This is a genomic window from Haloferax sp. KTX1 (genome assembly GCF_902410085.1).
Taxonomy (GTDB): domain Archaea; phylum Halobacteriota; class Halobacteria; order Halobacteriales; family Haloferacaceae; genus Haloferax; species Haloferax massiliensis.
In genome coordinates this window covers 98,411-111,049 of the sequence record NZ_CABPRH010000004.1, presented here as the reverse complement: position 1 = coordinate 111,049, position 12,639 = coordinate 98,411, and the positions used below count along the sequence as shown (strand labels likewise).

Annotated in this window: 13 protein-coding genes and 2 tRNA genes; 3 read left to right on the top strand and 12 right to left on the bottom strand. The window is 66.0% G+C overall.

Going from position 1 to position 12,639, the window contains the following annotated elements:
* Positions 1 to 92: 92 nt before the first annotated feature.
* Positions 93 to 1,271 (top strand): hypothetical protein, encoded by a 1,179-nt coding sequence (locus FY251_RS08575; protein ID WP_148414348.1) that lies wholly within the window; start codon positions 93 to 95, stop codon positions 1,269 to 1,271.
* A gap of 41 nt (positions 1,272 to 1,312) precedes the next feature.
* Here FY251_RS08575 and FY251_RS08570 read toward each other — a convergent pair whose 3' ends face one another.
* The 4 genes from FY251_RS08570 to FY251_RS08555 are packed head-to-tail and all read right to left on the bottom strand — an operon-like array spanning position 1,313 to position 5,259.
* Entirely contained in the window at positions 1,313 to 2,074 is a 762-nt protein-coding gene (locus FY251_RS08570; RefSeq protein ID WP_148414347.1) for an ABC transporter ATP-binding protein, read from the bottom strand.
* Positions 2,071 to 2,934 carry an ABC transporter ATP-binding protein gene (locus FY251_RS08565; RefSeq protein ID WP_148414346.1) on the bottom strand — a complete coding sequence of 288 codons (864 nt, stop codon included), beginning with the start codon at positions 2,932 to 2,934 and terminating at the stop codon, positions 2,071 to 2,073. The genes FY251_RS08570 and FY251_RS08565 overlap by 4 nt, the downstream gene beginning before the upstream one ends.
* On the bottom strand, positions 2,927 to 4,324 hold the full coding sequence (locus FY251_RS08560) for a branched-chain amino acid ABC transporter permease (RefSeq protein ID WP_148414345.1): 1,398 nt from the start codon (positions 4,322 to 4,324) through the stop codon (positions 2,927 to 2,929). Before FY251_RS08560 ends, FY251_RS08565 begins: the two co-directional genes overlap by 8 nt.
* Positions 4,321 to 5,259, bottom strand: coding sequence for a branched-chain amino acid ABC transporter permease (locus FY251_RS08555; protein WP_187367376.1), 939 nt, complete (start codon positions 5,257 to 5,259; stop codon positions 4,321 to 4,323). Before FY251_RS08555 ends, FY251_RS08560 begins: the two co-directional genes overlap by 4 nt.
* Before the next feature lie 328 nt (positions 5,260 to 5,587).
* On the opposite strand from FY251_RS08555, the gene FY251_RS08550 reads away from it, so the two are divergent.
* Together FY251_RS08550 and FY251_RS08545 are read left to right on the top strand one after the other, a co-directional pair.
* Complete coding sequence (locus tag FY251_RS08550; RefSeq protein ID WP_148414343.1) at positions 5,588 to 6,115, top strand: GNAT family N-acetyltransferase; 528 nt, start codon at positions 5,588 to 5,590, stop codon at positions 6,113 to 6,115.
* 11 nt (positions 6,116 to 6,126) lie between these two features.
* A tRNA-Thr gene (locus FY251_RS08545) sits at positions 6,127 to 6,200 on the top strand.
* Between the two features lie 83 nt (positions 6,201 to 6,283).
* Here FY251_RS08545 and FY251_RS08540 read toward each other — a convergent pair.
* The 8 genes from FY251_RS08540 to FY251_RS08505 form a co-directional block, all read right to left on the bottom strand.
* On the bottom strand, positions 6,284 to 6,703 hold the full coding sequence (locus FY251_RS08540) for a hypothetical protein (RefSeq protein ID WP_089777485.1): 420 nt from the start codon (positions 6,701 to 6,703) through the stop codon (positions 6,284 to 6,286).
* Between the two features lie 446 nt (positions 6,704 to 7,149).
* Positions 7,150 to 7,368: a helix-turn-helix domain-containing protein gene (locus FY251_RS08535; protein ID WP_008094913.1), complete on the bottom strand. Its 219-nt coding sequence runs from the start codon at positions 7,366 to 7,368 to the stop codon at positions 7,150 to 7,152.
* A gap of 233 nt (positions 7,369 to 7,601) precedes the next feature.
* A tRNA-OTHER gene (locus tag FY251_RS08530) sits at positions 7,602 to 7,699 on the bottom strand.
* A 149-nt stretch (positions 7,700 to 7,848) separates the two neighbouring features.
* Complete coding sequence (locus tag FY251_RS08525) at positions 7,849 to 9,696, bottom strand: FAD-binding protein (protein WP_148414342.1); 1,848 nt, start codon at positions 9,694 to 9,696, stop codon at positions 7,849 to 7,851.
* A 55-nt stretch (positions 9,697 to 9,751) separates the two neighbouring features.
* Entirely contained in the window at positions 9,752 to 10,633 is an 882-nt protein-coding gene (locus tag FY251_RS08520; protein ID WP_148414341.1) for a succinate dehydrogenase/fumarate reductase iron-sulfur subunit, read from the bottom strand.
* Positions 10,633 to 11,004, bottom strand: a complete 372-nt coding sequence (locus tag FY251_RS08515) for a succinate dehydrogenase hydrophobic membrane anchor subunit (RefSeq protein ID WP_004969334.1) — start codon at positions 11,002 to 11,004, stop codon at positions 10,633 to 10,635. Before FY251_RS08515 ends, FY251_RS08520 begins: the two co-directional genes overlap by 1 nt.
* Positions 11,004 to 11,399 (bottom strand): succinate dehydrogenase, cytochrome b556 subunit, encoded by a 396-nt coding sequence (gene sdhC / locus FY251_RS08510; protein WP_089777489.1) that lies wholly within the window; start codon positions 11,397 to 11,399, stop codon positions 11,004 to 11,006. The genes FY251_RS08515 and sdhC overlap by 1 nt, the downstream gene beginning before the upstream one ends.
* A gap of 110 nt (positions 11,400 to 11,509) precedes the next feature.
* Positions 11,510 to 12,535 carry a succinylglutamate desuccinylase/aspartoacylase family protein gene (locus FY251_RS08505; protein WP_148414340.1) on the bottom strand — a complete coding sequence of 342 codons (1,026 nt, stop codon included), beginning with the start codon at positions 12,533 to 12,535 and terminating at the stop codon, positions 11,510 to 11,512.
* Positions 12,536 to 12,639 lie beyond the last annotated feature (104 nt).

Sequence of the window (12,639 nt, the reverse complement as noted above, 5' to 3'; positions counted from 1 at the left end):
GTTCGCGTCTCTGTTCGTGATTCTGTTCCGCTCTCGCCACACGCCCCCGGGGGACACAAGACATACATACCCCCGTTGACAGATTCGAGTCGATGAAGCGACGCGCCCTCCTCTCGACCGTCGCCGGGTCGGCTCTCGGACTCGCCGGCGGCTGTCTCTCCGACGCCGACGAAGCGACCGAGACCCCCGCGAACCCACAGACCACCGCGACCGCGACCGGCTCTCCGATCGGTTCGCCGACCGAGACGGACACGTCGGACCCGGAGGCCGACCCCGACGTCGGCCTCTCGGTCGTCAACGAGGACGACGAACCGCACGCGCTGTCGGTTCGAGTGACCGACGGCGGCGGGACGCGCGTCGACAGTTCGCTCGACGTCGGGGCCGGACCCGGCTACGGGCGGAACGTCGCGAACGACCTCGTCGGCGACGGCAGCTACCGCGTCGTCGCGGAACTCGAAACGGGGACGACGCTCGACTACGAGTGGACGGTCACGAACGAGGCGCGCCGCCTCGAACTCGTCGTCACGCCCGATGCCGACCTCGAACCGCGACAGCGCGTGACGCCGGCACTCGACGACGCCGACCTGCCGTACTCGGTACCGGGCGCGGCGGACATCTTCGCGCCGCCGAGCGCGGAGGTTCGGAACCGGAGCGACGCCGACGCCCGGCTTACGGTCGCCATCGAACACGACGGGACCCGCTTTTTCGAGCACGCGTTCGACGCGGCGACCGACAGGGAGATTTCGACGCCGTCGCTCGTCGAGTCCCACGGCACCTACGAGGTGTTCGTGGAGGCCGAAGACGGGCGCACCGCGACCCACGAGTGGCACATCCCCGAGAAGTGGGCGTGGCCGACGCTCGCGGTACTCGTCGCGGACGACGGCTCGCTCCGGGTCGGCTCTGGATGGCCCAAGACGGCCTCAGTCCACGTCGAAAACGAGGGCGAGGCGGAACGCGACCTGACGCTGACGCTCGTTCGACCCGACGACGCGGACGCCGCCGGTGACGATGCCGGCGGGACCGGCGCTGGTGGCACGGTCGTCTCGGAGACGAGCCGGACTGTCTCGCCCGGTGAGTCGAATCTCGCGTTCGACGTTCCCATCGGCGACGAGTACGAACTCAGTATCGAGACGCCCGCGGGCTCGGAGACGGTCGACTACGCGGCGTGTTACTGCTGGAGCACGAACGTGACGGTGACGCTCGAAGGCGGTTCGAGCGGCGGTGATGGCGGCGGCCCGTCGGTCGAGTCGTCCCAGTACGTCTGCGAGTGACCGCCGAAACATAACGCGGCCTCCCGGAGGCGGGAGACGGACTATCCGCCGAGGAAGTCCTGCCTGACCTGTTCGTCTTCGAGGAGCGCCGTCCCGGTGTCCATGTAGCGGTTCTGCCCGTTGGCGAGGACGTAGCCGCGGTCACAGCGCCGGAGCGCCTCCTTGGCGTTCTGTTCGACCATCAGGATGGCCGTGCCGGCCTCGTTGATCTCGTCGATTTTGTCGAACATCTCCTCGACGAGGTCGGGCGCGAGCCCCGCCGACGGCTCGTCTAACAGCAGCAGGTCGGGGTCGAGCATGAGCGCGCGACCCATCGCGAGCATCTGCTGTTGCCCGCCGGACATGGTGCCCGCCTTCTGGTCTTTCCGCTCTCTGAGGATGGGGAACCGCTCGTAGACCGCCTCCATGGCGTCCTGCGGCACCTCGTCGAGGATGTACGCGCCCATTTCGAGATTCTCTTCGACCGTCAGCGTCGGGAAGATGTTGTCGTTCTGCGGGACGTAGCCGATGCCGACGTGGATGATTTCCTCGGGGCGACGGCCGGTGATGTCCTCGTCTTTGAACCGGACGTTGCCGCCCATGTGGGCGGTCAACCCGAAGACGGATTTCATCGTCGTCGACTTGCCGGCCCCGTTCGGCCCGACGATGGTGACGTACTCGCCGTCGAACACGTCCATGTCGACGTCGGTGAGTATCTGGAGGTCGCCGTAGCCGGCGTCGAGGTCGCGGACGCGCAAGAGCACGTCGTCTCGGTCCTCGACGCCCGCGCCGCTCGTCGCGTCGGTGTTGGCGTCGACGCTCATACGTTGCCCCCGAGGTAGGCCTCGATGACCTCTTCGTTGCTCCGAATCTCGTCGGGCGTCCCCTCGGTGAGCACTTTGCCCTGGTGGAGGACGATGACGTGTTCACAGTTGTCCATGATGAGGTCCATGTCGTGTTCGACGAGCAGGAACGTGTAACCCTGTTCGCGGAGTTCGTGTACGTGTTCGAGCAGCTTCTTCTCCAGCGTGGGGTTGACCCCGGCGAACGGCTCGTCCAAGAGTAGCATGTCGGGGTCGGTCAGCAGCGCCCGCGCCATTTCGAGGAGTTTGCGCTGGCCGCCGGAGAGGTTGCCCGCGTACTCCTCTGCGATGTGAGCGATGTCGAAGAAGTCGAGCACCTCCCAGACGCGTTCGAGCAGTTCTTCTTCCTGTTCGCGGACGTCGTCGCGGACGCCCGGCATGACCGAGCGCCACAGCGCCTCGCCGCGCTGGTGTTTCGGCGCGAGCATCATGTTTTCGAGGACGGTCATCTCGCTCAGTTCGCGGGCGATTTGGAACGTCCGGACCATCCCGCGGTTGGCGATTTGGTGCGGCTCTTCGCCGGTGATGTCCTCGCCGTTGAACGTGACCGTCCCGGCGTCGGGCTTGAGCATACCTGTGATGAGGTTGAACGTCGTCGACTTACCGGCGCCGTTCGGCCCGATAAGCCCCGTGAGCGTCCCCGATTCGACCTCGAAGGTCGCGCCGTCGACGGCGGTGATGCCGCCGAAGGACTTCTCCAGTCCCTCGACCTGCAGCGGGTAGTCGACCGACGTGTCGACGCCGGAGGCGAACGCGCCGAGCGCGCCCTCGTCGACCTTGTTCACCACGTCTTCGACGGGCCGGTCGGCGGCGTCACTCATCGGTCTCACCCCCCTCGGCCGCGGCGTCGACGCCGCCGTCGGTGCGGACCGAGTCGTCGTCGCCGCCGTCGGTGCGGACCGAGTCGTCGTCGCCGCCGTCGGCGGTCATCGACTTCGGCCGCGACAGCGGGATGACGGACGCCGTCTCCTTGCGGTAGCCGAGCATCCCCTCCGGTCGGTTGTGCATCAGCCAGATGAGCACGAGGCCCATCACGACCAGTTGGAGCTGCCGGATGCTGTCGACCGTGTACAGGAGGAACGGCACGGGGTCGAACTGCGAGATGAGCGGCGAGATGGCCTGTCCGAAGCCGGACGGCGAGTCGAGGTTGGGGAACACCGCCGTCACGAGGTTCTGGAAGTACCGCGGCCCCTGGTAGAGCACCGCCGCGAAGACGGCCCCACCGAGGACGCTGCCCGTATTCGAACCGGCCCCGCCGATGATGAGGGCAATCCAGACGAAGAACGTCACGCGCGGTCGGAAGAAGTTCGGCGTCACCGCGCCCTGCGGGACGAGCCAGAGGATGCCGGCGAGCCCCATGAGCGCGCAGCCGAGCATGAACGACTTGATTTTGAACCGGTCGGTGTTCTTGCCGAGGGCGTTCGCCACGTCCTCGTCCTCGCGGATGGCCTTCAGGACGCGACCGAACGGCGACTCGCCGGTGCGCTTGAGCAGCCAGTAGAACGCCGCGACGAAGCCGAGGAGCAACAGCCCGTAGATGAGGCCGTCGACGACCGGCTTGGGGTTCCTCGGCACCACCACTTGGAAGGCGTCGACGAAGCCGAGGTACGCGTTCCAGAGGCCGACGCCGCGGAGCAGCGCCTCCAGCGGCGGGGCGAAGTCGAGGATGAGCCCCGACCCGCCGCCGAAGCCGACGCGGTTGCCGAACAGCTGGAACTGCTGGAGTTCGCCGGAGAGGAAGCTGAACCGGACGATTTCCGACATGGCGATGGTGACGATAGCGAGGTAGTCGGCCCGCAACCGGAGCGCCGGGAGCGCGACCACGAGCCCCAAGAGCGCGGCCGCGAGCATCCCGGCGAGGATGCCGACCCAAAGCGGCAGGCCGAGGCCGCCGACCTGCGCCGCGCCGCCGGCGACGTACGTCGGCTTCGTCACGATCGCCGTGACGTAGACGCCGACGGCCATGAAGCCGACGATGCCGATGTTGAACAGCCCGGTGTACCCCCAATGGAGGTTGAGCGCGAGCGACAGCATGGCGAAGACGCCGATGTAGAACGTCAGCGTCGCGATGGAGTTGAGCTGTCCGCGGAGCGTGTAGCCGAGGACGAACCCGGCGAGGACGTACGCGAGGTACGTCCCGAGGAGGACCAACACGATGAGGCCCGCGTCGCCGCCCGGAATGCGGTCGGTGAAGTCGTCGCGGACGCTCATGCGGTCGCCCTCCCGCTGAACAGCCCGGACGGTTTCACGAGCAGGATGACGATCATGACGACGAAGGCGGCGGCCCGCGAGAACGCCGAGGGAATCCACAGGACCGACATCGAGGCCGTCAGCCCGATGACGAGGCCGCCGGCGATGGCCCCGTAGATGGAGCCGATGCCGCCGAGGATGACCGCGGCGAAGATGAGAAGCAACAGGAGCCACCCGTCGTTGAACCCGAGCGTCCCTTTCCAGAGAATGAACATGTACCCGGCGACGCCGGTCAGCCCGCCGCCGATAATCCACGTCGCGCGGACGACGCGCTCGGTGGAGATGCCGGTGATGAGCGCGAGGTCCTTGTTGTCGGCCATCGCGCGCATCGCCTTCCCGAGTTTCGTCCGCTGCAAGAGGACGTGAACGCCGAGCATCAGCGCCGAGGCGACCACGAGGAGCGTGATGTCGTGGGCGTTGATGAAGACCGTGCCGTCGACGAAGTACAGCGATATCGAGGGCGGTTGGGCCGTCGTGCCGCGAACGTCGGAGCCGAAGACGAACTGCATCAGGTAGCGGAGCGCGAACGCGACGCCGACGCTCGTGATGAGAAGCGTGATGCCGTCCTCGTTTCGAATCGGTTTGAAGATGGTCCGGTCGACCGCGAGCGACAGCGCGATAGCGAAGCCGCCGGAGACGACGATGCCGGCGACGACCGCGAGCGGCGTCGAGAGCATCCCGATACCGAGCGTCCCGCCGTAGACCGACCCCCCGGCCCCGACGAGCAGGAGCGCGCCGACGTCGGCGCGACCCAGTCCGGCGATGAGATACGTCGTCGCCCACCCCGAGAACGCTCCGGCCGTGATGTAGTCGCCGTGCGAGAAATTAGCGAAGTTTAGAATGCTGTACGTCATCGACAACCCGATGCCCGCGAGGCCGATTACGAGCCCCCGCATCAGACCGTCCCAGACGAGCGTGCCAATGTCGGCAAACTGCGTCTGCCCCGTTGCTAACCCGAGAAGCAAGTCACCGAGTAGTACGACTGCGATGACCGCCAAGACGAGCGCGAACGGACGCTCGATGGCGAGCTGCCTTCCCCGAGTGTAGGTTTCGGCAATACCCATTGATAACTATCCTCATGATATGTGCGGACCATAAACATAGATAAATCTTTCCTCATCGGTCGTCTTTACTGACCCCACTCGGCACCCCGCAGGAATGCGATTCCCCGATTTGGAGTCGAATCGTCGACACTTAAAAGCGGATAGAGCCACGACAGACACCATGCGCGTCAGTTCGGCGGCGTTTTCGGACCTCGACGCCCTCGCCGACCTGTGGGTCGAACTCGCCGCGGACCAGCGGGCGTTCGGGTCGCACCTCCGGGCCGACGCCAACCGGACGTCGATTCGGGAGGCGCTGGCTCGGCACGTCGCCGCCGACGGCGTGCTCGTCGCCCGGGAGGGCGATGAGGCGGCCGGTTCGGGGTGCGGGACGGAACCCGCGGACGCGGACGGCCTCGTCGGGTTCGTCATGTTCGACATCGAGGCGGGGGCGTACGAGCAGGACGCGACCCGCGGGATGGTCCGGAACCTGTTCGTCCGGCCGGCGTACCGGAACGCCGGCGTCGGCACGCGACTGCTGGCGGCGGCGGAGGACGCGCTCGGCGAGGCTGGAGCCGACACCGTCGCGCTGGACGTGCTGGCGGCCAACGAGGCCGCCCGCCGGTTCTACCGACGACACGGCTATCGACCCCACCGCGTCGAACTGGAGAAATCGATGCGAAGCGATACACACTCAAAGGAGGACGGGTAACCGGCAGACGCGCCAGGAGAGCATGGGCGGTTCATGCACTCGACTTGTAATCGAGACTTCGTGGGTTCGAATCCCACTCCTGGCTTCCCTCGGCGGTTCGCTCGGTTCTCTTGCGTCTCGTCGCCCACCGCGAGCCACCGCCGCGACCGGGGCCGAACCGCCGCGCCGTCAGTTCCGCCGGGCGGGCGACCGCACGCGGATGAGGAGAAGCGTCCCCGGGACGCCGAGGACGAGCGCGCGGAACGGGTTGTGCTTGATGATGACGTCGGGGTCGAGCGGCTCCGACTGGAGGTCGGTGATGCGGATACACGAGTAGTAGACCGTGACGTGAGTCAGTACGTACGCGAACGCCGCGGGGACGACGACCGGATACCGGATTCCCAGCATCATCAGCCCCTCGAACGCGAAGGCGGTGAGCGCCGAGATGAAAAGGAGATTCCCCAGTTGGAGCGTGACGCCGGTCAGCGCCGTTATCGCGGTGTCGAACAGCGACGCGCCGTAGGGCGTGTACGTGAGCGCGGTGACGACTGCCACCGCTCCGAGGAAGAGCCCGGCGAACAACCCAGACAGCGCGTACACGAACTCCATTGGAGGACCGTTACGGGACCGATGGGTGCGAGGAATTTAGTTCTACCCCCCTCGTTATCGCGGTCGAAAATCAGAGAACCCCACGAGAACGGCGCGGACGCGGCGTCGAGACGGAATTTTATCTTTATCGGGAACGTCGTGTTCGGTATGAACGCGACCGACCAATTCATGCTCGCCGTGACGCTTCTCATCTTCGCGCTCCTCGTCGTCGGCCTGCTTCTCGCAGTCGCGTAGGGAGAAAACTTATGTGATATTCATGGAGGATACTAGCTACCATGCCGGAATGTCAGAACTGTGGCTCGTTCGTGACGCCCGCATACGCCCGAGTGTTCGCTCCAGATGGCATGGAGAACCCGCGCGTCTGCCCGAACTGCGAGGATATGGTCCGCGACGGCGCACAGGTACGGGCGGCGCGCTCGCCGAGAAATCACTGACTCAGCGTTCGGTCACTGCGCGACGTGGTAGCGTTCGGCGTCCTGTCGGACGAACCCGCGCTTCGAGAGCGTACTGAGGATGCTGTAGAGGGCGATTTTCTTCATCTCCAGCCCGTTTTGCAGGTCGGTGATGGACGCGCCGTCGTGCGTGGTGAGATAGAGGTACACGAGCTTGGCCGAGGGCGATTCGAGTTCGCCGGGGACTTCGATGGTCGGAACCGTCTGTTGCATGGTCGTTGTCGTTCTGTTTGCTTCGACGATAATAAAACTCTCTTACAACAATCGTCGAAGAACCGAGGTCGGGGGTGAGGCGGCGAACGTCTCGAATTCGGGGGAATCGTCGAATTCGTCACGAACGTACATCGGGTAAAATCCGCCGTTCGACGGCTTCAACTTCGACTGTCGTCGAAGGAATCGGGCCGGGGCGGTTGAGGAGCGAACGCCCGGGCGTCGCGGTTCCGAGACGGAAGGGGCGGGAGTCGAACCACGCGAAGCCATTGAAAACCACCGGTCCGACCGCGAGGGCCTGCGCCGGTGTGCTCTACCACTGAGCCACCCTTCCGGCCGGGGGTAGGGGTCGAGCGAGCAAATAGCCGTTGGTGGTCTCGGTCGCCGTCACGTGGTTCGGCGGCGGTGAGCGCCCGCCGATGCACCACTGAGCGGTCGGCGTCGAAAGAGACGTCGTCCGGACTCGGAGCGGTCGTCGTCGGCTCAGTAGCTCCGGACCTTCGGCTCGTAGGTCTTGTTCTCGCCTTCGAGGATGACCGGCTTGAACCAGAGTTCCGGGCGGCCGTCGTTCCACGAGAGCATCGTGTGCTTGAGCCACTCTTCGTCGCGGCGCTCCTGGTACTCCTTGCGCCAGTGGGCACCGCGGAACTCGTTGCGCGCGAGCGCGCCGAGCGTGATGGCCTCCGCGATGTCGAGGATGTTGCGCGTCTCCAGCGTTTGCAGCAGGTCGGTGTTGAACGTCCGCGACTTGTCGGCCACGAACACGTCCTGATAGAGTTCGCGCGCCTCGCGGATGTCGCGGAGCGCGTCCTTGAGGGCCGACTCCTCGCGGAAGACGTTCACGTTGCGCGTCATCGACTTCTGGACGCGCTCGCGGATTTCGGCCTGCTGGATGCCGTCGTCTCGCTCCAGGAGCGTCTCGATGGTCTCGCGCTCGTCTTCGACGGCGCGCTGGACGAGGTCGGTCCCGGAGGCGGACGCGCCGGCGTCGGCGGCCGTGCCGCCGTCCGCGACGGCGTCCTCGCCGATACCGGCTTCGCCGAGTTCGACGGGCGAGTCGACCTCGCCGAGTTCGTACTCGCCTTCCTTGCCGGTCGTGATTCTGGCCTCCTCCATGTCCTTGCCCGCGGCGTGGTGGCCGGCGCGCTTGCCGAAGACGATGAGTTCGGGGAGCGCGTTGCCGCCGAGGCGGTTGCCGCCGTGGACGGAGGCGCAGGCGCACTCGCCGGCCGCGTACAGGCCGGAGATACACGTCTCGCCGTTCTCGTCGGTCTCGATGCCGCCCATCGCGTAGTGCTGGCCGGGCTTGACCGGCATCGGCGCGTCGAGCGGGTTGACGCCCTCGAAGTCCTCCGAGAGGTGGACGATGTTTTCGAGGCGGTCGATGATGCGCTCTTCGCCGAGGTGGCGCATGTCGAGGTGGACGTACTCGTCTTCGATGCCGCGGCCCTCGTTGACCTCGGTCAGTTCGGCCCGGGAGACGACGTCGCGGGACGCGAGTTCGCCGAGGTTGTTCGCGTAGCCGTACTCGAACATGAAGCGCTCGCCGTTTTCGTTGTAGAGGATGCCGCCCTCGCCGCGGACGCCCTCGGTGATGAGGACGCCCGTCGAGGGGAGCGTCGTCGGGTGGAACTGGATGAACTCCATGTCCTCCATCGGCGCGCCCGCGCGGTAGGCCATCGCGACGCCGTCGCCGGTGTTGGCGACCGCGTTCGTCGTGTGGTCGTAGACCTGTCCGAGACCGCCGGTGGCGAGGATGACGCCGTTGCGGGCGCGGAAGCCCTCGACCTGCCCGGTCTGGACGTCGTAGGCGACGATGCCGTGACAGTTCCGGTCCTCGGGCTTCTCCTCGTCGGTGACGGCCAGCCGGGTGACGTGCCACTCGTCGTACACCTTGATGCCGCGCTTGACGAGCTGCTCGTACATCGTGTGGAGCAGTTGGTGGCCCGTCTCCGCGCCCGCGTAGGTGGTCCGCGGGAACGAGAGTCCGCCGAACGGTCGCTGACTCACGCGACCGTCGTCGTCCCGGGAGAACGCCATTCCCCAGTGTTCGAGCTGGATGGTCTCTTTCGGGCTGTCCTTACAGAGGGTCTCGGCCGCCGGCGCGTCGGCGAGATAGTCCGAGCCCTTCATCGTGTCGTAGGCGTGGTCCTCCCACGAGTCGCCTTCGCGGAGCGCGGCGTTGATGCCGCCCTCCGCCGCGCCCGTGTGACTTCGGACCGGGTGGAGCTTCGACACGATGGCCACGTCGGCTCCTTCTTCGTGTGCCGCAATCGCCGCGCGCAGGCCCGCCCCGCCCGCGCCGACTACGATAACGTCGTGTTCGTACATGGTGTGTTTGGGTGTGTCGTAGGGTTGGTCGAACTTCAGGGTTTCACCGGGAAGTTCACCAGAACTTCAGGTTGTTCTTGATCGCCTCGCGCTTGAGCTCCTGGATGTGCTCCGTGAGGGGGATGTCCTTCGGGCACACCTCGGTACAGGAGAACTGGGTCTGACAGCGCCAGACGCCGTGTTCCTGTTCGAGGATTTCGAGACGGCGCTGTTTCATGTCCTCGCCCTCGCGTTCGTCCATGGCGAAGCGGTAGGCCTTGTTGATGGCCGCGGGACCGAGGTACTCGTTGTCGCCGGCGGCGATGTTACACGAGGACATACACGCGCTACACCAGATGCAGCGGGTGGACATCTTGACCTTCTCGCGGTTCTCGCGCGTCTGCCGCTGCTCGTCGAGTTCGCCGTCCGGAAGGGAGTTCGTCTGGAAGTACGGCTCGACGGCCTCCATCTGGTCGTAGAAGTGCTCCATGTCGACCACGAGGTCCTTGACCACGTCGGCGTGCGGGAGCGGTTCGACCCGAACCGGCTCCGAGAGGTCCGACAGCTGGGTCTTACAGCCGAGTCGCTGCGAGCCGTTGACGAACAGCGCGTCGGACCCGCAGATGGCCTGCCGGCAGGAGTGCCGGAAGGTCAGCGAGGAGTCGTAGTGGTCCCGCGCCCATATGAGCGCGTCGAGAATCGTCATCCCCTGTTTGTACGGGACGTGGAAGTCGTCGAAGCGGGGCTCCTGTTTCTCCGGCACCTCGGGGTCGTAACGGAAGACCTTGAGGTGGTAGGTGTCGTCCGCGGAGCGCGCCTTCTCGGCCGCCTCGGCCTCGCGCTGTTCTTGGACGCGCTCGGCGCGCTCGCGCTTTTTCGCGTCGCGCTTCTGCTTGCCGGCGGACGCGGTTTCGGTGGCCGATTCCTCTTCGACTGATTCGGGAACTTGCGTGCTCATTAGATGGGAACACCTCCGGCCCACGCGAGGGCCGTGCGGACGCCCTGCACGATGAGGAGGACGCTCGCGAGACCGAGAATCGCCTTGACCGCCGTCTTCCGGGTGCCCGAGAGGCCCTGGTTGACGAGGGCGTTGTAGACGCCGTTGACCCCGTGGAACGTCGCGGTGACGAGGAACAGGATCATCAGCGAGAAGTACGTCAGTTGCTCCATGCGCGCCTGCGAGAGCGCGAACGTCACCTCGTCTGCGTGGTTGAGGAAGTGGAGCAGGAAGAAGTGGAACGCCAGCACCACGACGAGGAAGGCGGCGGTCAGCCGCTGCCAGAGCCACCGACGGCCGCCGGGTTCGAAGGACGTGTATCGCTCCGCCATCAGAGGCTCACCCCCGAGAGGAACGTGGGGACGCTCGCGACGACGATGACACCCGTGAGGATGAGCGACGCGTAGAAGCTCCTGTCCTGTGCTTCCAGCCCGACGCCCAAGTCGACGAACAGCAGCCGCAGTCCGTTGAGGATGTGAAACACCGCCACAGCGAGCAGTCCGACTTCGAGAATACGCACGACAAGGAGGCTCTCCAGCGCCTGAATCGTGTTCGTGTACGCCGTCGCGCCCGAGAGGGCCGTCGACAACACGGCGATGTGGGTGAAGAGATAGCCCACAAGCACCCAGCCGGTGAACTTGTGGAATATCCAGGCCCACATGCCGGCCGAGAACTCCCGCCATCTGCTGAAGTCCTCGATGAGGCCCCGATTGTAAGACTGACTCATGCTCTTGTGAGTGTCGGGAAGGGGAGGGTATAGAACTTACGTGTATGGAGTTTCGTGAGGGTCGGCAAAAATCGCCGGACTCCGAGTGTCTCGGTTCGGGTCGAACGGTCTCAGCGCGTCGTCTCCGGGGAGCCGGACTGCTCGCGCTCGACGACGCGCCGCACCTTGTCCTTCAGTTCGACGAGGTGGCAAAGCGGGTTGCCGGGGTAGACGACCGGGTTTTCGAGGACGCCGACGAGCAGGCCCGTGAAGGGGGCGACGACGGTCACGTTGTCGTCCTTGAACGGGTTCGTAATCGTGCAGATGCGGTCGCCCTCGTGGACGAGCGCGCCGCGGTCGTGGTGCATGTCGACGATGCCGCCCGCGTCGGCGCGGAGCCACGTCTTTTCGTTTTCGTCCGAGATGACGGTCCGCCAGCCCGGCCAGTTGACCGTCGAGGTTCCCCGGAGGCCGTACTCGGCGAAGACGCTCTCGACGCCCGCGAGCGCCTCGTCGATGAGTTCGCGCTGGAAGCGGTGGGCCTCGCCCATCTCGACGGTTATCGCCGGCGTCCCGTTCGCCGACGACTCGGTTCGGAGCATCCCGCCGGACCCCGAACTGTCGATGATGACGTGCGAGCCGAAGGCGTTGGCGAGGCGCGCGACCGCGGGGTCGGACATGTCGGCGCGGACGTGGAGCATGTTGGTTCGCCCCCGCGTCGAGGTGTGGAAGTCGATGCCGAGGTCGCAGGGCGCGATGAAGTTCTGGTAGATGCGGTGGGCCATCCGCTTTGCCCCCGTCGAGGTCTCGGAGCCCGGAAACGACCGGTTCAGGTCGCGGTCGTAGATGGGGAGGTATCGCTGTTGGGCGAGAAAGGCGGGGACGTTCATCACCGGCATGCAGACGAGCGTGCCCGCGAGGTCCGCGAGGTCCCACTCGTAGGCCACCTCGCGGACGACCTCGATACCGTTCAGTTCGTCGCCGTGGGCGGCGGCGGAGAGGAACACGGTCGGCCCCGCCCGCTCCCCGTTGATGATGGTGACGGGGATGCGAACCGGGTCGCCGAGATACGTCTCGGAGATGCCGTACCGGATGTCCTGTGTCTCGCCCGGCTCGACCTTCCCGCCGTTGTAGGTGAAGGCCTCGTTGTCGGCCATGTGATGCGATGGGAGGGCCGGGGTTATAAACGGTCGCGACGGACCGCCCGACGCCGTCCTCGCGGGCTCGAACCACGGAGGCGCGGGTCTCGACCGTCATATCT